The organism is Aquimarina callyspongiae (assembly GCF_034322225.1).
GTDB lineage: Bacteria > Bacteroidota > Bacteroidia > Flavobacteriales > Flavobacteriaceae > Aquimarina.
On record NZ_JAXLPA010000008.1, the window covers coordinates 12,926 to 36,971 of the forward strand.

Below are 24,046 nucleotides of genomic sequence, written 5' to 3' on the forward strand. Positions count from 1 at the left end.
TTTAGAAAAAAAATACGATTTTCGCGAGAGTAGTGTTGATAATTAGTTTAAAACATTACTTTTTGCCCTATTAGTTATTCCTATTATCCCTAGTTGAATGTAAATGATTCGGAAAATGATTAAGAACTTATCGCTGATTATCAGCTTTCTTTTTGGTATGGCTTCTCTTCAAGCTCAAGACACCATTCCAACCCCTACTGCGCCTGTTAAAAAAGCATCAAAAGATATTCTTCTAGAGAAGAATCTTAAAGTAGAAAAAAACACTGTTCAAGTAATTGATACTACCAAAATTATCAAGACCGTTGGAGATGAATTACAAACCACTACCTTGACCACTACAAGTGTAAAAGATAGTGTAATGTATGTGGCAAAAGATCATCCGAGATTGTCAGAGTTAGATTCGCTCTGGAAACAGGAAATGTATAATTCAAGCCTTTTTGATACGATTTACAAATCCGTTACCCAACTTGAATACGAACCAGTAGAATACGTAGATCTTCCTACAGATACTCTTAAAGCAAGATTAGCAGAGCTCAATGCAAAAACTCCATTTAACGTGGAGTATAATCCATCTTTAGAAAGTGTAATTAAGAACTACCTTAAAAACCGCCATGAACATTTAGATAGATTGATGGCGCTTAGCGAATTCTATTTCCCATTGTTTGAACAAGAATTAGATAATCAGAATATACCTTTAGAAATAAAATATTTGGCAATTGTAGAATCTGCATTAAAACCAAGAGCAAAATCTAGAGTGGGAGCTACAGGTTTATGGCAATTTATGTATGGTACCGGTAAAATGTTTGGTCTTGAAGTGAGTTCATATGTTGATGAACGTATGGATCCAATCATGGCAACACAAGCAGCGTGTAAATATTTGGCCAGTTTATATAAAGTATTTGGAGATTGGGATTTGGCATTAGCCTCGTACAACTCTGGTCCGGGTAATGTTACCAAAGCAATTCGAAGAAGTGGAGGATATACTAATTACTGGAATATCAGACATAATCTACCTAGAGAGACAGCAGGGTATTTACCAGCATTTCTTGCAACCATGTATATTTTTGAATATGCTGATAAGCATGGGTTTAAACCCAGAAAACCAGAAGTTGTTTATTTTGAGACAGATACAATTAAAGTAAAGCAAATGATCACTCTTGATCAGGTATCAGAATATATTGATGTTGATATAGAAGAACTGCAATTTTTAAACCCTTCATATAAACTAGACATTATTCCATATATCAAAGATGAGAATTACGTATTGCGTTTACCAGTAGATAAAATAGGAACTTTTGTAACGAATGAAAGTCAAATATATGCTATGGCAAAAGCAGAATTTGATAAAAGAGAAAAACCGTTACCTAAGTTTTTTGAAGCCAATGACAGGATTAGATATCGTGTACGAAGTGGAGATTATCTAGGTAAGATAGCAAGACGATATGGAGTAAGAGTAAGTCAGATAAAAAAGTGGAATGGGTTACGAAGTAATAACCTAAGAATTGGTCAACGATTAACAATATACCCTAGACGACCTTTTGTAAATAAAACTAAGAGCACTAAGAAGGCTGTAGCCAAAGCAATACCAAGCAATGTTAAGGTGTACACTGTTAAATCAGGAGATACGCTTTGGAGCATTTCACAAAAATTTAAAGGCATTACTATCGAAAATCTTAAAAATTGGAACGATATTAGTGGTAGTGGAATAAAACCAGGTATGAAATTGAAATTATCAAAATCATAATTGGTAAATATCATTATATGATAATCCGTTAATGATATAAAAAAGAATCCAATAATTACTAAAACTTAGACCTGTGAAAAAGCTATCACTGACCATAATTTGTGCACTATGCCTGATTAGTTGTACAGAAACCAAAAAGAAAGATAATACGAAGAACCAAGGTGCCATGGCGCAATCGGTTGGTAAAATAAATGAACTTTCTGTAATTGTTGATGATGAATTATGGAAAGGAGCAGTAGGTGATACGATTCGTAAATATTTTGGGGCAGAAGTACCAGGACTTCCACAGGAAGAACCTTTATTTTCTATGAGGCAAATGCCAGAGAAAGCGTTTTCGGGATTTGCACGTAAAAACAGAACGTTTCTGAAGATTCAAAAAGGAAAGGCGGCTAATTTTACAATCTTAAAAAATAAGTACGCCAATCCACAAATAGGAGCTGTAATATCTGGAAAAACAAATGAAGAGATCATTTCAGTAATACAAAAAAATTCTGAAACGATCATTTTAAAATATAAACTTACCGAGACTAGAGAGAAACAAAAAAGAATAAAAAAGTCGTTAGAAAAAATCCCGCAGTTAACTGAAAAAATGGGGATTAAGCTTAATATTCCTACTGCGTATCGTATAGCACTCGAAGAAGAAAAATTCTTCTGGATTCGTAAAGATATTCCGCAAGGAAGTATGAATCTAATGATCTATGAATTGCCATTGGGTACAATCACAAAAGATTCAAATACTGTTTCAAGTATTATTAAAATGCGAGATTCAATTGGGGCAATTAAAATTCCTACCTCTGCAGAAGGTAAATTCATGACAGAAAAGGCATATGCGCCTTATCTTTTTGAAACTAGGCTTAATGGTAAATTTACTTTTGAAACAAAAGGAACCTGGGAAATTAAAGATCGATTTATGGCAGGTCCTTTTGTAAACTACGCAATCGAAGACAAAACCAGAAACCGTTTATTGGTATTAGAAGGTTTTGTATTCGCTCCTTCTATCAATAAACGCGATAATATGTTTGAGCTGGAAGCTATTATGAAGACAGTTAAGTTTGAGTAACTCATTGTCTAAGTTTATTTTATTTAGAAAAATAGGTAACAAATCTTACGTTAGGAACACTTATGTATAGATAATAAAGGTTTTCCTTAGAATAGAACCTGTATCTGAACTTATAATAGTACTTAACAGTTGTTAACATTGATTAACGATTTAATAAGTAATAAGTTTTCATATTTGAAATATACTAACATAGATTCATTTTTCAATGAAAAAAACAATTATCGTATTGCTATTGATAATAACCAATAGTTATGCACAGAATCACCCTGCTGTAGACAAAATCTTTGATAGCAACACTCAATATTTTTCATTAAACAGAGATGTCATTCACCTTCACCTTAATAAAACGACCTATGTAACTGGAGATGAAATATGGTTTAAAGCATATCTTAGGAATCGAACCACTCAAAAACCTGCTTTAAGTATTTCAAATATATATTTGACTTTGATTGATTCACAAGGTACAGAGCTTACAAGAAATCTTTTTTACGCAGAGAAAGGAATTTCTAGTGGTAGTATATTAATCGACAATACTATAAAAACAGGGACTTATTATTTAAAAGCCTATACCAAGTATGATAATAACTTTATAGAAGATGAATCATTTACAACTACAATCCAAATTGTAAACCCTTCAGAACAGATACAATCAAGTGCTATTGCAGAGCAATATGATGTCCAACTTTTACCAGAAGGAGGTCATCTGGTTCAAGATGTTTTAAATGTAGTGGGATGTAAAATCACAGATGCTAATGGAAGAGGAGTATATATTACAGAAGCAATTGTCAAGGATGACCTGGGAGAAGTTATTACAACCTTTAAGAGCAATAGTTATGGTTTAGGTAAGTTCACTATAACCCCACTAAAAGAAAGAGCTTATAAAGTATATATTAAGATAAATGGTCGTTCCAAAGAAATAAATTTTCCTGAGGCAAATAAAAGAGGGATTGCCCTAAGTACAAGTAAACATGTTACTAAGGATCTATTATTGGTTTATCTTAAAACCAATCCGGACACATATCAAAATATAAAAGATAAGGCGTACCACCTGGTTATCCATCAAGATAAAAAAGCTAAAGCACTACCCGCAAGTTTTATAGATAATAATCAAGAAGTACGTTTTGTTATTCCTTTTTCAGATTTGTATCCTGGTACAAATAGCATTACTCTTTTTGATGATCAAGCTAATCCTGTTGCAGAACGATTAGTTTTTAATCATACAATTATTCCTAAGATAGAAACAGAAATACAAAGCGCTGTAATCATAAACGATTCGATAAAAGTTAGCTTAAAAAATACTCTGGAGACCAAAGGAATAAAAAGTAACATGAGTATTTCGGTATTACCAGAAGAAACGCTTGCCAATAGGAATCCAGAAAATATATTCGCTTCTTTTTTAATTAAACCTTATATCAAAGGTGAGATCGAAAACCCAGATCAATATTTTAGTAATATCAATAGGAAATCATTATATAATCTAGATCTTTTATTATTAACACAAGGATGGAGTAAATACAGTTGGGGTGATATTTTTAATAGAGAAGTTAAAGAATTATTTAAAAGAGAACAAGGGATTTCGATGTTTGTAAATGTCAATCAAAAAAATGTAACAGCTGGTACTACATTAAGTTTGACATCTTTAGAAAACGGAATCTTTGAGAGTTATGACCTGAGTAAGAATAAAGCCTTAGAGCTTAAAAACTTTGCTTTACTAGATAGCAGCACCGTTAGATTTTCGTTATTAAAAAATGGAAAATCATCAAAAGCTCCTGTTTCTGTAAGATTTGAACCATCACAAACAGATAAAACACCAAGCTTTAAGAAGTTTAAACTTAATACAAAAAAGATAATTGCTGATCCAATTAATGCTTCTGGATTGCAAAGCTTCATAACAGGAAGTGTTGAGCTGGAAGAAGTTTTGATTAAAACTGTAAAAGACAAAGAAGACGACTTTACAGATATACGAGGACTCACATTAGGCGCTAATGGTAGAATAATTGATGATGAAACCGAAAAACAATTTAAAAGGATTACGGATTTGATAAGAACTTATGGTTTCCAGATAGGGAGAGATCAAAATGCAAGATTAACAATTAAAAAAAGTAATAGAGGACAGGATTCTTTTATACTTGGAACGGTGACTGATCCAATTATTTTTTTAAATGGAAATCAGTTACAGTCACAAAATTTGGATATTCTAGATGGCATGTTAACAAGTGATGTAAGCAGAATATATCATAAAGAACGAGAAAACAGCTATGGAAGAGATGGTAATGCAGGAGTCATCTATATTTATACAAAGAAAAACTTGAGCAATACAGGGTCTGATGTAACTTTTAATGAATTTAAAGTTCCTTTCGGCTTTACGGCCGAAAAACAGTTTTACCTGCCTAGATATGCTTCATATACAAGTGATGTCTTTGTTAAATATGGGATTATACATTGGAACCCTAATGTTAATACAGACAAACAAGGTAATGCATCGTTTACGATACTCAATACAGCTTCAAAAAAAGTGAATCTGTATATTCAGGGAATGCAGGAGGATGGAACCCTACTGTCTAAATTTATATCGTTGGATATTCGTTAAACACTATAGATTTGAGTTAAAATCATTGGATTGATTATAATTCAACCTTGTATTTTCTATATTTAACCTAAAAGAAATCCGTGAGGTAGTTCGTAAAAATTAGTTGAAAACCTGATAACTATATTTCATGAGGAGTTTTCGAGCGGTTAAATTATAATATCTATGAGATCATACGTGTTTCTGCTAGGGTTTGTTTTTTGTTCACTTTTTTCAATTGCACAGACTACTTCAACCATACCTTCTGCAAAAGCTGTAGAAACATATTTCAAGATACCTAGAGAAACTGTTTTTCTTCACCTAAACAAGAGCACCTTTGTGCCTCAGGATGAAATATGGTTTAAAGGATATGTATATGATAGAAAAAATGGATTGCCGTCATTAGCAACTACTAATTTTAATGTTGAGCTATTTGATACTTCAGGTAACGAAGTATATAGCGGGTTGTTTCTAGGTTATGAAGGAACCACTAAGGGAAATATTAAAATAGATCCTAATTGGAGTAGTGGTGAGTATTATATAAGAATCTCTACCAATTGGATGAATAATTTTATAGAGGATGATTCTTTTACTGCAAAGATTAAAATCCTTAATGGGCAATTACAACCAGAAAAAGTTAGAGAAAGCTCCAGTTATGATTTTCAATTACTTCCAGAAGGGGGACACATAGTTTCTGAGACAGAAAATACAATAGGTTTTAAACTTCTCGATGACAAAGGTAGAGGTAAATCATTTGATAAAGGTTTTGTAGTAGATGATAAGGGTAATACTGTAGTTAGTTTTACTTCTAACAGTTTTGGACTTGGAAAGTTTAAGATTCGTCCGGTTATAGGTAAACAATATGAAGCCAGGATTACTTTATCAAACGGAAAAGAAGTCGCTACTCCTCTAACAGACATTAAAAATACTGGTATTACCATTAATATTGATCCAATTACAAAGGACAATGTCAAAATTGTTTTTAATACGAATAGTTCTACATTAACAAATAATACAGATAAAAATTATTATTTATTAGTTCACCAGAATCAAAAATCAAGAAAAATTGCGGTAAGCTTTAACAATGATGAAATATCAAAAACCATTACATTACCTAAAAAAGAGCTGTACAATGGCGTTAATATTTTAACATTCTTTAATGATAACACTCCTTTACTAGAGCGATTGATTTTTAATACTACAGATAGAATCATGAGTAATGTTCGGGTAACCGAATTAAACAAACATCAAGATTCTATAATTGTGAGCATCAATGTTCCGAAGAGTCAAAATGTTTTGTATGATTTGAGCGTTTCTGTATTACCAGAAGATACAAACTCCTATACACATCAGGATAATATTTTGTCTGCAATGCTATTAAAACCATATATAAAAGGAATTGTAGAGAACCCTAGGCACTATTTTACAGAAATGAATAGTAAGGCATCGGATTTGGACCTCTTACTACTTACTCAAGGATGGAGCAGATATAATTGGAATAATGTTTTTACAAAGCAACCTAAAATTTTGTATGATTTTAATAGAGGATTGATATTAAGAGGAAGAGTACAGAACAACAAAGTAAATAATATAGAAAAGGTTTATCTTTTTCCGGTTGAGAATAATACTGGGCAGGTTATACATTTAGATCCTACAGATAATAGTTTTACTATTGACAAGCTGTTTTTAAATAAAGGTGATAAGCTTAGATTTTCTGGAATACGCTCTAATGGAAGCTTTGCAAAAACGAATTTGTATTTAAAAGCACAGGCGAATAGGTTTAAAAAACCATATCAGACAAGTCCATTTGAGAATGTTATCAATAACAACCTGACGATACCAGATTTTGCAGAAATTTTAGATGTTTTTTATGATGAAAATATTGAACAACTTGATGAAGTTATTGTTAAAGGAACAGATAAATCCGAACAGTTAGATGATGTTTTTATTTCTGAGAATGTAAAGAGGAACTCAAAAAAAATTAATTTAAAAGACACTCAAAACTTCCCAAATATATTAGATTATATAGGAACCAAAGGTTTTAGAATAAAATATGGTTATCATACAAACACTACACCTCTAGTTACAATACTTCCTATTAATAGTGTTACGTTTAATGGAGCGGGTGTATCAGTATACATGGATGATTTCAGATTATTTAATTTGGATGTGTTACTAGATTTACAAACAGCAGATATAGATAGAATATTAGTTGACAGAAATGGTTCGATAACGGGATTAAGTGGAGCTGGAACTATATTTATTTATACTAGAAAAACACCTTTAAAGGGCTATCATAAAAAAGAACAAAATTCTTATATAACAGAATACGGTATAGATAAGGGGTTTGAACCGATAAAAGAATTTTACACACCTAAATACATTAATTACTCAAGTTCTGGTTTTAGAAAATATGGTGTAATAAATTGGATACCACAATTGCAACCCAATAAAGATGGAGTAGTAGTTTTTAAAATTCCGGATACAGGTTTAGATAACATTATATTCTTTATTGAGGGTATGGGAAGTGATGGTAGTCTTATCTCTAAAATACATACTATAAGAAAAGAAATTACAAATCAGCATTAACCATTTATAACCATAGCACTTTAAAATCTAAAGACTTAAAACGCTAAGAATAATTCTTTCAAAAAATTGTAGAAAACTTTCTCCTTACAATAAAATAATCTTTCTTTTTTGACATTATATTTAGCGATTCTAAAAACAAGTATATGAATATAGTTTCTTTTATTGGTAAACAACTTCCTGTTTCAGAAAAACAAATATCCAATGTAGTTTCTCTTTTAGAAGATGGAGCAACGATACCGTTTATTGCTCGTTATCGTAAAGAAATGACTGGAGATCTTGATGAGGTTGCTATTGGTGAAATTGTGAAACACAAATTAGCTTTTGAAACATTACAAAAAAGAAAAGAGAGTATTCTTAAAGCTATTAAAGAACAAGATGCTTTAACTCCTGAACTACAGAAAAAAATTGAAATAGCAGAAACTCTAATAATATTAGAAGATCTGTATTTACCTTATAAAAAGAAACGAAAGACTAGAGCGATGGCTGCCAAAGAGCAAGGATTAGAACCCTTGGCCAAAGTGATATTACAACAAAGAGAAGAAGAAATCCTTTTTATTGCCTCCAAATATCTTAATGACGTTATTACTACAGAAGAAATGGCGTTACAAGGAGCAAGAGATATTATCGCAGAGCTAGTAAACGAAGATGAAAAAATACGTAACCGATTAAGAAGACTATATCAGCGAAAAGCTACTATTTCATCCAAAGTGATAAAAGCCAAAAAAGATGAAGAAGATGCACAAAAATATCAGCAGTATTTTGATTGGGAAGAACCATTACATAAATGTCCATCACATCGCTTATTAGCCATACTTCGTGCCGAAAATGAAAAAATTGTTAGAGTCAAAATTACCGTTCCAGAAGATGGTGCACTGGATATCATTGATGATGTCATGATTAAATCCAATGTAGAACCCTGTACAGATCAGATTTTTTTGGCTACTGGAGATGCTTATAAAAGATTATTAGCACCAGCTATTTCTACAGAGGTGTTAAACCAAACAAAAGAGAAAGCAGATGATAATGCAATCCAGGTATTTGCTCAGAACCTGAAACAACTCTTATTAGCGTCACCATTAGGTCAAAAACGGATCTTAGCATTAGATCCGGGCTTTAAATCAGGATGTAAAGTGGTATGTCTTGCAGAACAAGGGGATTTATTACATAATGAAAATATATATCCTCATCCACCACAACGAGAAATAACGAATGCTATTAAAAAGATCAAATCTTTGGTAAATGCATATAAAATTGAAGCAATTGCTATAGGTAATGGTACGGCCGCAAGAGAGACAGAAGCTTTTATAAAAAAGATCCCATTTGATACATCTATTCAAGTATTTATGGTGAACGAGAGCGGAGCATCTGTATATTCTGCATCTAAGATTGCTAGAGCAGAGTTTCCTAATTATGATGTTACCGTTCGTGGAGCAGTTTCTATAGGTAGAAGATTAGCAGATCCATTAGCAGAACTGGTTAAAATAGATCCTAAATCTATAGGTGTTGGGCAATATCAACACGATGTGGACCAGACTAAACTCAAAAATGAATTGGATACAGTAGTGATGAGTTGTGTAAATAATGTAGGGATCAATGTTAATACTGCAAGTGTTCCTTTACTAAGTTATGTTTCAGGAATTGGAGAAAAACTTGCAGAAAATATAGTAACGTATCGATCAGAAAATGGAGCTCTACAATCTCGTGAAGAATTAAAAAAAGTACCCAGATTAGGAGGAAAAGCCTTTGAGCAGTCTGCAGCATTCTTAAGAATAACAGATCCTAAAAATCCATTAGATAATTCTGCAGTACATCCCGAGCGATATACTTTGGTTTCTAAAATAGCAAAAGATGCAGGGGTTGGATTATCAGAGCTAATAGGCAATAAAGAAAAAATAAAGGGGATTAGTTTACAAAAATATATTTCGGATGATGTAGGATTACCAACATTGACTGATATTATAAAAGAACTGGAAAAACCAGGTGTAGATCCTAGAAAAACAGCATCAGTTTTTGAGTTTGACCCCAATGTAAAGACTATTCAGGATCTTACCTCAGGAATGAAACTACCGGGGATTGTTAATAATATAACCAATTTTGGATGTTTTGTGGATATTGGTATAAAAGAGAGCGGACTAATTCATATTTCAAAATTAGCAAATGAATATATAAGTGATGTGAACGCAGTAGTACAATTAAACCAGCATTTAATGGTCACAGTAGTTAGTATAGATCTTGACCGTAAACGAATTCAACTGTCATTGATAGATTAACGTGTAAAAACCTGTAAACATTGAGGAAATCAATTTACTGAAACAATCGTTTCGCAAGGTTTTAATTGAGGCTTTTTGATTAAAACGGTCTAAACAAACACCAGCCAATACTTTCCAGACATAAAAAAACCCATCTGACATCAGATGGGTTTTTTTATACTATTGAATATAGAAATTAATTCTTCTCATCAATTTTTGGATCTTCCTCTTCTTTAGAAGCATCTTTAAATTCTTTTATTCCACTTCCAAGGCCTCTCATTAATTCAGGAATCTTTTTTCCTCCAAATAAAAGTAGTACAACTACAACAACAAGTACTATTTGCCAAGGGCCGAACATTCCTAAAAATATGGTTAATGACGTCATGATATCAATATTTGAAGTACAAAGTTAATAAGAAATACGTTAATAGAATCTTTAAAGTGTTAAAAACACCCATGTTAAATGTTATTTTTTCGAAAATTCAGAGTAATATATTAATACCTTGCCATATATTCAGTAATGACTAGAATATGTATATTTGCGAGAAAGAGAACCTGCTTGATTGAATTGAAAACCCTTTACTAGACTAAGAGGTAGATTTATGGCTAAAAAGAAAAAAGAACAAAAACGGATAGCTAAAAAGTTATTAAATAAGTATCGTTTGGTGATTCTTAATGAAGATACTTTTGAAGAACGTATATCTTTTAAACTAAATCGACTTAATGTCTTTGTTCTAGTTACTATAACAGGTATTTTTTTAATTACCTTTACTACAATACTCATAGCCTTTACTCCTTTAAGAGAATATATTCCGGGATATTCATCAACATCCTTAAACCTTAAAGCAACAAGTCTGGTTTCAACTACAGATTCATTAGAAACTGTAATAAATATCAATCAGGAATATTATAATTCTATTAAAAAAGTATTGACCGGTGATGTAAAAACAGTGGAGTTTGATATTGATTCAGCAATACAATCTCAAAAACTAAATCCGGAAGAAGTTGATCTTAGCCCTTCTCCAGAAGACATACAACTGCGCGAAGAGGTTTCACGAGAAGATAAATATAGTTTGTTTGAAAGCGAAAAATCCAGTGCGGACTTTTCATTATTCCCTCCTGTAGAAGGAAATTTGACTTCAGAATATAATGTTAATGAAAAACATTACGGTATTGATATAGCGGTTCCAAAAGATACCCCAATCAAAGCTGCAGCTGCAGGAATGGTAATCCTTGCAGAATGGACTGCAGAAACAGGACATGTGATCATTCTGGAGCACGGAAATAGCTTGTTAACTGTTTACAAGCATAATGCGTCATTGACCAAACAACAAGGAGAACAGGTAAAAGCAGGAGAAGTAATAGCTACTGCAGGGTCAACAGGAGAATTATCAACAGGCCCTCATTTACATTTTGAATTATGGAGAGATGGACATCCTACAGATCCATCAAAATTTATTGATTTTGAATAATTACGACATATGTCTTTAAAAACATTAGGGGCAAAAATCTTTGCGAAACGTATCCGTAAAAAGATAAATAAATGGGCAAATAACCCAATAAAAACTCAGAAACGGGTATTTAGAGAGTTAATAAAAACTGCCGAAAAGACAACTTTTGGAAAAGATCATGATTTCCAGAATATTAAAACCTTTTCAGATTTTACAGAAAGAGTTCCTATCCGGGATTATGAACAATTACGACCATATGTTGATAGAGTTGTTGAAGGAGAAAGTGACATTCTGTGGCCTGGAAAACCTATTTACTTCGCAAAAACATCTGGAACAACAAGTGGTGCAAAATATATTCCCCTTACAGCGGCTTCAATACCCACACATATTAGAGCCGCACGTAATGCTATCTTATGTTATATTGCTGAAACAGGAAATACCAATTTTGTAGATGGTAAAATGATTTTTCTACAAGGGAGTCCAGAACTAAGCGAAAAAAATGGAATTAAATTAGGTCGTCTTTCAGGAATTGTAGCACACTATGTGCCCAAATATCTTCAAAAAAATAGAATGCCAAGCTGGGAAACTAATTGTATTGAAGATTGGGAACAAAAAGTAGATGCAATTGTAGAAGAAACAGTTAATGAGAACATGACGATCATTAGTGGTATTCCTCCTTGGGTGCAAATGTATTTTGAAAGACTTCAGAAAAAAACAGGAAAATCCATAGGAGAGCTATTTAAAGATTTTGAACTTTTTATATATGGTGGTGTAAACTATCAGCCTTATAAATCAACCTTTGAAAAACTAATAGGTAGAAAAGTAGCAAGCATAGAATTATATCCAGCATCAGAAGGTTTTTTTGCTTTTCAGGATAAACAAGATGAAAAGGGTATGTTACTACAATTAGATTCTGGAATGTTCTATGAATTTGTAAAAGCAGATAATTTTTTTGAAGAAAATCCTAAACGTATTACTTTAGAAGATGTTGAGGTCGCAATAAATTATGTAATGCTTATTTCTAGTAATGCAGGATTATGGTCCTATAATATTGGAGATACTGTAATGTTTACAAGTGTTGAACCATATAGAGTAGTGGTCTCAGGAAGAATAAAACACTTTATTTCAGCCTTTGGAGAACATGTGATAGGTAAAGAAGTAGAAGAAGCACTAAGAGAAGGGGCAGAGGTAACAGGGGCTATGATTAATGAATTTACAGTCGCACCTCAAATAAATCCACAAAATACAGAATTACCCTATCATGAATGGTTTATCGAGTTTAAAGAAGAGCCAGAAAATATGGATTTACTGGCAGAAAAAATAGATAGTTCCTTATGTGATCAGAATTCTTATTACAAAGATTTGATAGAAGGAAATATTCTTCAAACATTAAAAATTGTTACCATTCCTAAGGGAGGATTTAATAACTATATGAAATCGATAGGAAAACTAGGGGGGCAAAATAAACTCCCAAGACTCTCTAACGATAGAAAAATCGCAGATGTGCTTAACACTATGCTAGATAAATAAATTATATATTTGCTTGGAAAAATTTATGGCAAATCTTAAACTACAAGGAAGAACAAGGGCTCAAGAAAGCTCAAGTGCAATAGAGCGTATGTATATTACTATGCGCCATTTATTTAATAGAGGTTTTTATAAACCAATGGGCGTTTCTGGAGATACACTACGAGAAGGTTTGTTAACCTTACGACCAGAAATTTATGGATCTATTGCCGAAGAAGAAAAAGTAGAGCTTAATGGTTTGTTATATGTTATTGATCGTTTGCCATATGGTATAGAAGAATGTCCTTATATTAACCTTACCAGTGAAGAGGGATATAAAAACTCTCATTTTGAAGCCATAGTTCCTCCCAAAAGAAGAAGAAACTGCTATCGTATCGATGAAGAACAAATGAACATAGAGATAACTCGAGGACGTTCTGAGATCTACGATATTCTTACACACCTTACATTTCTTTTTATCGAATCACATAAAATTATGAAATGTGTGGTGATAAATGAGCAAGGAAATGTTACTCGTGATTGGCAGAAATTGGAAAAAGCTGTTTTATCTAAGAAAGAGCTTACACAAGCAGAGCGCGAAGTAGCTTTAACGCATACAGCAAATATATTAGGAAGAACTTTTGAAGAAGTTTCCTTGATTTATAAGGATTTTTCTTGTCCTGAAAATAAAGAACGGTTTCTACATATTATTTATTGGTTAGGAAAATTAGCAATAGAAGAGCATATTGAAGACCATAAACGAATTGTAACCTTTAGCCCTGTTTTAAGAGAGCGTTTAGGTCATCATATTCACGGAGAAATATGGGCAAACAGTATTAAATCCAAACTTGAAGAACTGGATATATTGCATCGTCCAATTCACATTATTAGTGCTAATATGCATAGTGTGATGAATACGTTGTATACACCAATAGCCTTAAAAACAGAACTTAAAAATAAAACTACTTTCGATATTTATGAGATACTTAGTGAAAGTGATAGTGGTAAACTAAGAGGCAAAGTTGAAAAAATAGCCTTGCAGAAAGGAATGACCTATATTGAAGATCAAAGTGGAGCAAACATTAATGTTCAGATTTTTGATACCTCAAAATATCCTGAAAGTGATTATAAAGCGTTAATTTCTGACATAGATGATAAAGAAAAACCAGTAATAATCGTAATGGATTATGCTTTTGGGGAACAAGCATATGAAACTATGGATGAACTTTTGAAACCTTATATCAGCAATGATGGGAGTAAAAAGTATCTGGACGTAAAATCGGTATCCATTATGGGTAAAGCGGGTATTTTAGAAGGCGGTAAAGGAGATATTATGATACCATCTGCACATGTTTTTGAAGGAACAGCAGATAACTATCCTTTCCAAAACCAATTAAAGAAAGAGGACATAGAAGGTGCTGGAATTGATATTTATGATGGAGCCATGATTACAGTACTTGGTACATCTTTACAAAATAGAGATATACTTAAGTTTTTTCATGACTCTACCTGGAATGTAATAGGTCTTGAAATGGAAGGTGCACATTATCAAAAAGCCATACAATCTGCATCAAAATTAAGAGGTAGTATAAGTTCTGATGTAAAAGTGCGTTATGCTTATTATGCTTCTGATAACCCTTTAGAGACTGGAAGCACTTTGGCTTCGGGAGGATTAGGAACAACAGGTGTAAAACCTACATATCTGATTACTGAGAAAATTTTAGAACAAATATTTAAGGAACGATAATAATATGAGTCAACAACCCCAACCTCATGATGAAGAAATAGATTTAGGACAGGTATATAAGGCCTTTAAGAGATTTTGTTTAAATATTCTTAAGACCTTCTTTTCTATTATATCTTTTTACAAAAGAAAAGCTATTTTATTTGTTAGTATAATTATTGTTGGAGCGGTTGCAGGTTATTTCTTAGATAATCAATGGAATACAAAATTTGTATATAAACAATCAATAATTGTTGAACCAAAATACGAAACCAGGAAATATATATATGATTACATAGAAAGTTTAAAAGGCAACTTTAAGGATGAGTTATTTTTGAATAAATTAGGTTTGAATGTAGAGATAATAAAAAACCTGAAAAAAATAGAGCTAGAACCAATAATACAAGCAACCGATGTTTTAGATGAATTACATAAAGAATATGGAGATAGAGATTTCTTTCATCATATAATAGAAGGATACCAAGAAAGCCAACTTGAAGAGGAAAAGTACCGGAATTTCTATAAGCATCACCTTCTTACTTTACATTTTAAAAACGGGGGTGATAAAAATTTAAAAATCTCTGCAGCTGTGTTGGATTATGTAAAATCTAATGAATATTTTAAAGACTTAAGGAGTTTTAAAATTTCACAAGCCAAAATGAACATCGAGGCCAGTAAAAAATCGCTTAAATTTATTGATGAATATTTAGAAAAAATCAATAAAACACCTAACGATGAGAAAAATGATATAATGGTGTTTGCTGATGAATCTAAAACTCCGGTATTATCTGCATTATTAAAACAGAAAACTAATCTATTAGCTAGTATTGAAGAGCAAGAGGAAATAATTATATTAGATAAAGAAATTTTTTCGATTATAGAGAACGGCGGTATTATAAAGACGAAAAATCAACTACATAAAAGGATGATTGTTTTATTTCCAATTTTTTTGTTTGGGTTAGCTTCTATACTATTCTTTTTTAAAAGCTCTTATAAGAATATAAATAATTTTATGGACTCCAAAAAAGTATAAATTGAAAAGAACAATTTTAATAACAGGAGGAGCAGGATTTATAGGTTCAAATTATTTGAATTATAAGTCAACGTTTAAGGATGTTAAACTAATAAATATAGATAAGCTTACTTACGCAGCAAACCTTGGAAACATCAATATTCAAAACAATGATAATTACGAGTTTATCCAAGGAGATATTTGTGATGTAGATTTTATAAAGAATGTTTTTTTAAAATATAAGATAGATTCAGTTGTTCATTTTGCGGCTGAATCCCATGTAGATAATTCTATTAGCGGCCCTAAAGCTTTTGTAGACACAAATATCATAGGAACGTTTAATTTACTTCATACTGCCTATAAAAATTGGATGGAAGGTCCAAATATGTTTAAGGAAGGATTTAAAAACGCTCGATTTTTACATGTCTCTACGGATGAGGTTTATGGTACCTTAGGTAAAACCGGTTTATTTACAGAAGAAACACCATATGCCCCCAATAGCCCTTATAGTGCATCTAAAGCGTCATCTGATATGTTGGTAAGAAGCTACTTCCATACTTATGGATTACCTGTTTTAACGACTAATTGCTCTAACAATTACGGTCCAAGGCAACATGACGAAAAACTAATACCTACTATTATAAGAAAAGCTCTTAATGAAGAAAATATACCGATCTATGGGGATGGTAAAAATATCAGAGATTGGTTATATGTTTTAGATCATTGCAAAGGAATAGATATAGTACTTGATAATGGACGATTAGGTGAAACCTATAATATAGGTGGAGAAAATGAACGTGAAAACATATATATAGCAGAGGTTATTTGCGGTATATTAGATAAAAAAACTCCTAGAAAGAATCAAAAATCTTACAAAGAATTAATCACTTTTGTAAAGGATAGACCTGGTCATGATTATAGATATGCTATAGATGCTTCAAAAATAGAAAATGAATTAGATTGGAAGGCCGAGGAAAATTTTGAAACCGGTATAGAAAAAACTATAGATTGGTATTTAAATAACTATAGATAGTATTTATTATTCCAGTATATACTGGAACTCATAACTTCAAGAAATGAAAGGAATAATTCTAGCGGGGGGCTCCGGAACACGTTTACATCCACTTACATTGGCCATTAGTAAGCAATTAATGCCAGTATACGACAAGCCTATGATTTATTATCCATTATCCACGTTAATGTCGGCTGGAATAAGAGAAATACTCATCATTTCTACTCCTCAAGATTTACCTTTGTTTGAAAAACTGTTGGGTGACGGAAATAAATATGGATGTGTTTTTGAATATGAAGTACAAGATCAACCTAATGGTTTGGCAGAGGCATTTATTATCGGAGAAAAGTTTATTGGAGACGATAAAGTAGCTCTAATTTTAGGAGATAATATTTTTTATGGATCTGGTTTAGATGAACTTTTAGAAAGTAATAATGATCCAGATGGAGGAGTTATATACGCATACCATGTTCAAGATCCGGAACGATATGGTGTTGTTGATTTTGACACTAAAGGAAAAGCTATTTCGATACAGGAAAAGCCAGAAGAGCCCAAATCTAATTATGCAGTACCAGGGATTTATTTTTATGATAATGAGGTAGTAAAAATAGCAAAAAATATAAAACCTAGTGACCGGGGAGAATTAGAAATAACCGATGTGAATAACGTATATCTTCAAAAAGAAAAGTTAAAAGTGAGCATATTAGATAAAGGTACCGCCTGGTTAGATACAGGAACATTTAATTCGCTTATGCAAGCGTCACAGTTTGTTCAAGTGATTGAAGAGAGACAGGGTCTTAAGATTGGTGCGATAGAAGAAATAGCTTATAAAAAAGGTTTTATAAATAAAGAACAACTCCTGAATTTAGCGACTCCATTGCTTAAAAGTGGGTACGGAAAATATTTACAACAACTTGATTAACAAATGCAGATCGAAAATACATTTATAGATGGTTGTTTTATCATAAAACCAAAGATATTCGGAGATAATAGAGGAGCCTTTTTTGAAAGCTTTAATAAAAGAAAATTTGAAGAACTAACAAACCTGAAGATAAATTTTGTTCAAGATAATCAATCAATATCTGAAAGAGGTGTTCTTAGAGGGTTACACTTTCAAACAGGTGAATGTGCACAGGCAAAATTGGTAAGAGTCATTAGAGGAGAAGTATTAGATGTTGCGGTAGATTTGAGACCAGGATCAAAAACATATGGTGAACATTTTTCAATTGTTTTAAATGAAGAAAATAATTACCAATTATTTGTTCCGAGAGGATTTGCTCATGGTTTTGTTGTACTAAGTGAAAATACAGTTTTTAGTTACAAATGCGATAATTATTACGATAAACCTTCAGAATCTGGAATTATTTATAATGATCCAGCACTAAAAATTGATTGGAAACTTGATGAATCTGAAATAAAACTATCCGACAAGGACAAAGATTTAAGATTACTTAAAGATTTAAATTTAAAATAATTCTTCATATCCATAAAAGAAATTAAATTTGCACAAAATATAAGGGGATTATACTTTTAAGTCAATCAAGAATATGAGTAATAAAGAAAATACATCAGAAGAAATAGATTTAGGACAATTGTTTAAATTTATAGGTGACGGTTTTAATAAACTCTTTCATTTTATTGGAAATATATTTAAAACTACCTTTCATTTAATCATCTTGTTTCTTCAATTCATAAGAACTCATTTTATAAAGTTTGTTATTGCCGGTACTTTAGGTTTAGGTGTAGGGTGGTATTGGGATAGTATATCCGATCCTATTTATAGATCGTCAATGATTGTTGAACCGAATTTTAACAGCGTACAACAGTTATATAATAATATTGAATTTTATAATGAACTTGCAGAAAAAAAAGAAAGCCGAGTATTAGGTTTGGCTTTAAAAGTTTCTGATAGTCTTGCAAAGACGATAGTAGGTGTGAAAATAGAATCTTTTTCGGATAATACTCAAAGAATAAGGCAATTTAGTGAGTTTATTCAAGAATTAGACACTGTATCAAGAAAATTGGTAGAATACGAGGATTATTTAAAAAATTTTAATGATATCAATGCCAAATTTCATAGAATACAGATTGATGCAACAGATCCTGAAGTTGCAAAAAAATGCCAAAATGCAATTCTTAAATCTATAGAAAATAATGAGTATTTTCAACTTCAGAAGAAAGTAAACGATGAAAATATAGCTTTAAAAGATTCTCTTATAGAAAAGCAATTAGGTGAGATAGATTCTTTACATTACTTTTATAAAAGAATAAAGTTACTTGAAGCAAATAAACCTGTAAGCTCTACTAGCATTAACCTTGCTGAAGACACCTCGGTATCGTCGACTACAGAAATCGATCTATTATTACAATCAAAAGAGCTTAAGGAAGAAAAAATACAATTAAATAACTTAAAAGCCAATACTGAAAATACAATTAATGTAATTTCCGATTTCCCGGCCAAAGGAGTTTTATCTAAAGAATTCTTGAAAAGCAAAAAAATATTATTTCCGCTAATTTTAATAAGTCTTGTATTCTTTATATTAATGTTATTGTCTTTGAACACTTATCTAAAAAACTATAATAAAGATTAAAGTTTTAATGAAGTTGACAAAAGAATGGAGAAGACAAAGGTATTAGTTACAGGATCTAAAGGACAACTTGGAGAATGTATTCTTGATATACAAAATAACCACCCAACATTAAATATATTATTTTGCGCTAAAGAGGACTTTGATATTACAAATATTGAATTAATTAATGTTTTTTTTGAAAGAGAAAAATATGATTATTTAATTAACTGTGCTGCTTATACCAATGTGGAAAAGGCAGAAAAAGAATCAGAAAGGGCCTTTCTAATAAATGCTGAAGGAGCAAAGAATTTGGCAAAAGTTTGTAAAAAGTATAATACTACATTAATACACATATCTACAGACTACGTATTTGATGGCAATACAAATGTTCCTTATATAGAAAAAGATGTTTCAAATCCTATCAATGAATATGGGAAATCTAAGTTAAAAGGAGAAGAGTATATTCAGGAAATATTAAAAAAATATTTTATTATTAGAACATCTTGGTTGTATTCGCAGTTTGGTAAGAATTTTTATAAAACCATTCTGGAAAAATCTGAAATCCAAAAAGATTTTACCATTACAACTTCAGAAACTGGTACTCCAACTAATGCAAACGATTTGGCTAATTTTTTACTTCAGATCATAGAAGCTAAGAATAAAAATTATGGAATTTATCATTTTAGTAATCTTGGGAGTGCGACCTGGTATGATTTTGCTAGAGAAATTTTGAAAAATTCAGGGAAACTAAAGTCAATAAACCTGAAAATGACAGATAATTACCCTACTTTTGCCAAACGCCCAAAACATAGTGTCTTAAGTAAAGAAAAGGTGAAGGAGAAGTTCAATCTAGATATTTTGGAGTGGAAAGAATCTTTAAGAAGGTTAATGAAAAAGAACAACAGTAAGGTTGTATAATTTACAATAAGAAGTTCTTTTTTATGTTATAAATAGCACAAAAAATTAGAATTTTTTGTGAGTGTAAAGAAATTTTAAAAGACAAAAATTTTTATATTATGTTAGATTTAAATGGAAAATCTATACTTATTACTGGAGGAACAGGTAGTTTTGGTAAAAAATTCACCGAACTTATTTTAGAACGTTTTCCAGATGTAAAAAGATTAGTGATATTTTCCAGGGATGAACAAAAACATTTTCAGATGGGAATGGATTTCCCTGATTACAAATATCCGGCGATGAGATATTTTGTTGGAGATGTTAGGGATAACGATAGACTATTGAGAGCTTTTGAAGGAATAGATATCGTTATTCATGCAGCAGCTATGAAACATGTCCACATTGCAGAATATAATCCCATGGAATGTGTCAAGACTAATATTCTTGGAGCTGAAAATGTTATAAACGCTGCACTGGAAACAGGTGTAAAAAATGTAGTCGCTTTGTCTACTGACAAAGCTGCAGCACCAATTAACTTATATGGTGCCACCAAATTAGCTTCTGATAAATTGTTTGTAGCAGCTAATAATATTAAAGGAAAGAGAGATATAAAATTTTCAGTAGTACGATATGGAAATGTTATGGGTTCAAACGGATCGGTAATGCCATTTTTCTTAAAAAAGAAAGACGATGGTGTTTTACCAATTACTGATAACAGAATGACCCGATTTAATATAAGTTTAGAAGATGGCTGCGAAATGGTTTTCAATGCAATTCAAAATGCTTGGGGTGGAGAAATATTTGTGCCTAAAATACCTTCTTATAAAATTACTGATGTAGCTACAGCGATAGCTCCGGAAGCCAGACAAGAAATAGTAGGGATTAGACCAGGTGAAAAACTTCATGAAGAAATGATAACTATGTCCGATTCTTTTAATACATGGGACCTGGGCAAATATTATGCTATTCTTCCTCAAAAACCGGTTTTTAATCTAGAAGAATACGTAGATAGTTTTGATGCAAAAAGAGTTCCTGAAGGGTTTTACTATAATTCAGGAGAGAATACAGATTGGGAAACGATAGATAGCCTTAGAGGGTTAGTAAAACAGCATATAGATCCAAATTTTACTGTATCATGAAAGTAATACCTTATGGAAGGCAATCAATAGACAAAAACGATATTGATACGGTAATAGAGACGTTACAAGCTGATTTTCTTACACAAGGTCCTAAAGTTAAAGAGTTTGAAGAAAAATTTAGCGATTATGTAAACAGTAAATATGCTGTTGCCGTTAGTAATGCTACAGCGGGTTTGCATATTTCGGTTTTAGCACTAGGTCTTGCGTCTGGTGAAAGGGTTATTACTACACCGATAACTTTTGCTGCTTCCGCTAATTGTATACGATATGCAGGAGGTGAAGTGTGGTTTGCAGATATAGATCCGAATACATATTTACTTTGTTTAGATAGTGTTAAAAAATTAATTGAAAGTAAACCAAAAGGTTTTTTTAAAGGTATAATTCCTGTGGATTTTGCCGGTTTACCTGTTGATGCCGAAAAATTTAGAAATCTTGCGGATGAACATGATTTATGGATAATTGAAGATGCTTGTCATGCTCCTGGCGGATACTTTATAGACTCTAGTGGCGAAAAACAAATGTGTGGAAATGCCCGTAATTCAGATGTAGGAATTTTTTCTTTCCACCCTGTTAAACATATTGCCTGTGGAGAAGGAGGGATGATAACTACCAATGATGAGAAGATTTATAAAAGGCTATTATCTTTAAGATCACATGGAATTACTAAAGAAAATATGACAGAAAATCATGGAGGGTGGTTTTATGAAATGCAAGAATTGGGATTTAATTATAGACTAACAGACATACAATCTGCTCTGGGAATTACTCAATTAGCCAAAAATCAAGAGGGAGTCAAAAAAAGAAATGAAATAGCTAAAAAATATAAAGACGCTTTTCAAAAAAAGATAAAATATCAATCATTACCGAATAATGCACACAATGCACATCATTTGTTTGTAATAGAGGTTGATAACAGAAAAGAATTGTATGATTATTTGAGAAAAGAAGGTATCTATGCTCAAATACATTATATACCCGTTCACACTTTACCATATTATAAAGAAATAGGATATCATGATGTGAATTTAGATAATTCTATAAACTATTATAAAAATTGTATTAGTTTACCGATGTATCCTACGTTGACCGAAGAAGAACAAGATTTTGTTATAGAAAAAGTACTAAGTTTTTAATAATGAAAGCTCCAAGTATTGAAACCCCAAGACTTATATTAAAACCACTTTCTTTAAAACATTTATCAACAAAATATGTTGGTTGGTTAAATGATATAGAAGTATATAGATATCTTGAAACAGGAGGTAATTATACACTAGAAGACTTAAAAGAATACTTAAAAGAACAGGAAGAAAAAAAAATATTATTTTGGGCTATTCACATTAAGCATAATGATAAACATATTGGTAATATCAAAATTGACCCAATTGATAAACAAGAAAACTCCGGAGAATATGGTATTATGATGGGTGATAGAAAAGAATGGGGTAAAGGCTATGCTAAAGAAGCTTCTTTAAGAATTATTCAATACTGTTTTGAAGAAATAAAGTTATCTAAAATTACTTTAGGGGTAATAGAAAAAAATACAAGCGCCTTGAAGCTGTATGATAAGATGGGTTTCAAAAGGTATGAAGAAATTAAGAATAATGGAGTTTATCAAGGAGAAGTATGTAACTCTATACGAATGATGAAAAAAAATGATCAATAAACTGGTTTTAGGAACTGTCCAATTAGGTTTAAATTATGGGATTAATAACCTACAAGGAAGACCATCTTTAGACAGTTCATTTAATATTTTACGTACAGCTTATAACAACGGAATAACAATTATAGATACAGCTGAGGCTTATGGGATTTCACAAGAAGTAATAGGTAAATTCCAACAAAAGAATCCAAGTATTCAATTTGAGATTATTACAAAATTAGCAGCTAATTGTATAGTACCAAAGGGAGAGCTATTAGATCACATATCAAATAATTGCAAAATACTAAGTGCCAATAGATTACATGGATATATGTTTCATAACTATGATAATTTTAAAAAAAACATAAACCTTTATGATGAAATTTTATCCGCGAGAAAAGATGGAATAATAGAAAAAGCAGGAATTTCACTTTATACAAATAATGAAATAGAAGATATAATTTCTAATTATGACGGTTTTGATTTTATTCAAATTCCGTTTAATTTATTGGATAATCAGTATAAAAGAAAAACCCTTTTAGAAAAAGCGAAAAATAAAGGCATAGAAATTCATACACGATCAGTGTTTTTACAAGGTTTGTTTTTTAAAAAAACAGAGGATTTATCAGATTACCTGAAACCATTAACTCCTTATCTAAAACTTCTTAATAATATTAAGGAAAAATCTTCGGTTTCTATAGAAGCTCTTGCTTTGCAATATGCTCTTCAAAAAGAGTATGTAGATCATGTTTTAATTGGTGTAGAAAGTGAGGAACAATTAATCAATAACATTAAAATTTGCAAGGAGAAATTGTCTATTCCAAATGATGAGATTGACTTAATAAATGTAAAAGAAGAAGAAATGTTAAACCCTTCAAACTGGACGTAA

General features: G+C 31.5%; 19 protein-coding genes. 18 read left to right on the plus strand and 1 reads right to left on the minus strand.

Annotated elements, in window-relative coordinates:
- The first annotated feature begins 115 nt into the window (after positions 1-115).
- From U0D62_RS23745 to U0D62_RS23765, 5 genes are all read left to right on the plus strand, one after another.
- Entirely contained in the window at positions 116-1,744 is a 1,629-nt protein-coding gene (locus U0D62_RS23745; protein WP_322289852.1) for a lytic transglycosylase domain-containing protein, read from the plus strand.
- Between the two features lie 73 nt (positions 1,745-1,817).
- Positions 1,818-2,804, plus strand: coding sequence for a DUF4837 family protein (locus U0D62_RS23750; protein WP_322289853.1), 987 nt, complete (start codon positions 1,818-1,820; stop codon positions 2,802-2,804).
- Between the two features lie 205 nt (positions 2,805-3,009).
- Positions 3,010-5,394 carry a hypothetical protein gene (locus U0D62_RS23755; RefSeq protein ID WP_322289854.1) on the plus strand — a complete coding sequence of 795 codons (2,385 nt, stop codon included), beginning with the start codon at positions 3,010-3,012 and terminating at the stop codon, positions 5,392-5,394.
- Positions 5,395-5,556: 162 nt separating this feature from the next.
- Entirely contained in the window at positions 5,557-7,959 is a 2,403-nt protein-coding gene (locus U0D62_RS23760; protein ID WP_322289855.1) for a hypothetical protein, read from the plus strand.
- Positions 7,960-8,102: 143 nt separating this feature from the next.
- Positions 8,103-10,229, plus strand: coding sequence for a Tex family protein (locus U0D62_RS23765; RefSeq protein ID WP_322289856.1), 2,127 nt, complete (start codon positions 8,103-8,105; stop codon positions 10,227-10,229).
- 175 nt (positions 10,230-10,404) lie between these two features.
- On the opposite strand, the gene tatA is transcribed toward U0D62_RS23765, so the two are convergent.
- The gene (gene tatA / locus U0D62_RS23770; RefSeq protein ID WP_322289857.1) at positions 10,405-10,593 is read right to left on the minus strand and encodes a twin-arginine translocase TatA/TatE family subunit; all 189 of its coding nucleotides are present in this window, start codon (positions 10,591-10,593) and stop codon (positions 10,405-10,407) included.
- Between the two features lie 217 nt (positions 10,594-10,810).
- Here tatA and U0D62_RS23775 point away from each other — a divergent pair, with 217 nt between their 5' ends.
- From U0D62_RS23775 to U0D62_RS23835, 13 genes are all read left to right on the plus strand, one after another.
- On the plus strand, positions 10,811-11,680 hold the full coding sequence (locus tag U0D62_RS23775; protein WP_322289858.1) for a M23 family metallopeptidase: 870 nt from the start codon (positions 10,811-10,813) through the stop codon (positions 11,678-11,680).
- Positions 11,681-11,689: 9 nt separating this feature from the next.
- Complete coding sequence (locus U0D62_RS23780) at positions 11,690-13,189, plus strand: GH3 auxin-responsive promoter family protein (RefSeq protein WP_322289859.1); 1,500 nt, start codon at positions 11,690-11,692, stop codon at positions 13,187-13,189.
- A gap of 25 nt (positions 13,190-13,214) precedes the next feature.
- Complete coding sequence (locus tag U0D62_RS23785; RefSeq protein WP_322289860.1) at positions 13,215-14,912, plus strand: DUF6909 family protein; 1,698 nt, start codon at positions 13,215-13,217, stop codon at positions 14,910-14,912.
- A gap of 4 nt (positions 14,913-14,916) precedes the next feature.
- On the plus strand, positions 14,917-15,921 hold the full coding sequence (locus U0D62_RS23790; RefSeq protein ID WP_322289861.1) for a GumC domain-containing protein: 1,005 nt from the start codon (positions 14,917-14,919) through the stop codon (positions 15,919-15,921).
- Position 15,922: 1 nt separating this feature from the next.
- Positions 15,923-16,933, plus strand: a complete 1,011-nt coding sequence (gene rfbB / locus U0D62_RS23795; RefSeq protein WP_322289862.1) for a dTDP-glucose 4,6-dehydratase — start codon at positions 15,923-15,925, stop codon at positions 16,931-16,933.
- Positions 16,934-16,976: 43 nt separating this feature from the next.
- The gene (gene rfbA, locus U0D62_RS23800; RefSeq protein WP_322289863.1) at positions 16,977-17,834 is read left to right on the plus strand and encodes a glucose-1-phosphate thymidylyltransferase RfbA; all 858 of its coding nucleotides are present in this window, start codon (positions 16,977-16,979) and stop codon (positions 17,832-17,834) included.
- 3 nt (positions 17,835-17,837) lie between these two features.
- Positions 17,838-18,386 carry a dTDP-4-dehydrorhamnose 3,5-epimerase gene (gene rfbC, locus U0D62_RS23805; RefSeq protein WP_322289864.1) on the plus strand — a complete coding sequence of 183 codons (549 nt, stop codon included), beginning with the start codon at positions 17,838-17,840 and terminating at the stop codon, positions 18,384-18,386.
- A gap of 73 nt (positions 18,387-18,459) precedes the next feature.
- On the plus strand, positions 18,460-19,503 hold the full coding sequence (locus U0D62_RS23810) for a hypothetical protein (protein ID WP_322289865.1): 1,044 nt from the start codon (positions 18,460-18,462) through the stop codon (positions 19,501-19,503).
- Positions 19,504-19,527: 24 nt separating this feature from the next.
- Complete coding sequence (gene rfbD, locus U0D62_RS23815) at positions 19,528-20,400, plus strand: dTDP-4-dehydrorhamnose reductase (RefSeq protein WP_322289866.1); 873 nt, start codon at positions 19,528-19,530, stop codon at positions 20,398-20,400.
- A gap of 98 nt (positions 20,401-20,498) precedes the next feature.
- Positions 20,499-21,518 carry a UDP-N-acetylglucosamine 4,6-dehydratase (inverting) gene (pseB, locus tag U0D62_RS23820; protein ID WP_322289867.1) on the plus strand — a complete coding sequence of 340 codons (1,020 nt, stop codon included), beginning with the start codon at positions 20,499-20,501 and terminating at the stop codon, positions 21,516-21,518.
- Positions 21,515-22,651, plus strand: a complete 1,137-nt coding sequence (gene pseC, locus U0D62_RS23825; protein WP_322289868.1) for a UDP-4-amino-4,6-dideoxy-N-acetyl-beta-L-altrosamine transaminase — start codon at positions 21,515-21,517, stop codon at positions 22,649-22,651. Before pseB ends, pseC begins: the two co-directional genes overlap by 4 nt.
- A 2-nt stretch (positions 22,652-22,653) precedes the next feature.
- Positions 22,654-23,181, plus strand: coding sequence for a GNAT family N-acetyltransferase (locus U0D62_RS23830; protein ID WP_322289869.1), 528 nt, complete (start codon positions 22,654-22,656; stop codon positions 23,179-23,181).
- Positions 23,171-24,046 (plus strand): aldo/keto reductase, encoded by an 876-nt coding sequence (locus U0D62_RS23835; RefSeq protein ID WP_322289870.1) that lies wholly within the window; start codon positions 23,171-23,173, stop codon positions 24,044-24,046. Before U0D62_RS23830 ends, U0D62_RS23835 begins: the two co-directional genes overlap by 11 nt.

What these genes read in the sequence shown, in the direction of transcription:
- U0D62_RS23745 (WP_322289852.1), top strand. Translation starts at nt 116, where the DNA reads ATGATTAAGAACTTATCGCTGATTATCAGCTTTCTTTTTGGTATGGCT.
- rfbD (WP_322289866.1), top strand. Translation starts at nt 19,528, where the DNA reads ATGGAGAAGACAAAGGTATTAGTTACAGGATCTAAAGGACAACTTGGA.
- U0D62_RS23830 (WP_322289869.1), top strand. Translation starts at nt 22,654, where the DNA reads ATGAAAGCTCCAAGTATTGAAACCCCAAGACTTATATTAAAACCACTT.
- U0D62_RS23760 (WP_322289855.1), top strand. Translation starts at nt 5,557, where the DNA reads ATGAGATCATACGTGTTTCTGCTAGGGTTTGTTTTTTGTTCACTTTTT.
- U0D62_RS23835 (WP_322289870.1), top strand. Translation starts at nt 23,171, where the DNA reads ATGATCAATAAACTGGTTTTAGGAACTGTCCAATTAGGTTTAAATTAT.
- U0D62_RS23780 (WP_322289859.1), top strand. Translation starts at nt 11,690, where the DNA reads ATGTCTTTAAAAACATTAGGGGCAAAAATCTTTGCGAAACGTATCCGT.
- pseB (WP_322289867.1), top strand. Translation starts at nt 20,499, where the DNA reads ATGTTAGATTTAAATGGAAAATCTATACTTATTACTGGAGGAACAGGT.
- U0D62_RS23790 (WP_322289861.1), top strand. Translation starts at nt 14,917, where the DNA reads ATGAGTCAACAACCCCAACCTCATGATGAAGAAATAGATTTAGGACAG.
- U0D62_RS23785 (WP_322289860.1), top strand. Translation starts at nt 13,215, where the DNA reads ATGGCAAATCTTAAACTACAAGGAAGAACAAGGGCTCAAGAAAGCTCA.
- U0D62_RS23775 (WP_322289858.1), top strand. Translation starts at nt 10,811, where the DNA reads ATGGCTAAAAAGAAAAAAGAACAAAAACGGATAGCTAAAAAGTTATTA.
- pseC (WP_322289868.1), top strand. Translation starts at nt 21,515, where the DNA reads ATGAAAGTAATACCTTATGGAAGGCAATCAATAGACAAAAACGATATT.
- rfbA (WP_322289863.1), top strand. Translation starts at nt 16,977, where the DNA reads ATGAAAGGAATAATTCTAGCGGGGGGCTCCGGAACACGTTTACATCCA.
- U0D62_RS23755 (WP_322289854.1), top strand. Translation starts at nt 3,010, where the DNA reads ATGAAAAAAACAATTATCGTATTGCTATTGATAATAACCAATAGTTAT.
- U0D62_RS23810 (WP_322289865.1), top strand. Translation starts at nt 18,460, where the DNA reads ATGAGTAATAAAGAAAATACATCAGAAGAAATAGATTTAGGACAATTG.
- U0D62_RS23765 (WP_322289856.1), top strand. Translation starts at nt 8,103, where the DNA reads ATGAATATAGTTTCTTTTATTGGTAAACAACTTCCTGTTTCAGAAAAA.
- rfbC (WP_322289864.1), top strand. Translation starts at nt 17,838, where the DNA reads ATGCAGATCGAAAATACATTTATAGATGGTTGTTTTATCATAAAACCA.
- tatA (WP_322289857.1), bottom strand. Translation starts at nt 10,593, where the DNA reads ATGACGTCATTAACCATATTTTTAGGAATGTTCGGCCCTTGGCAAATA.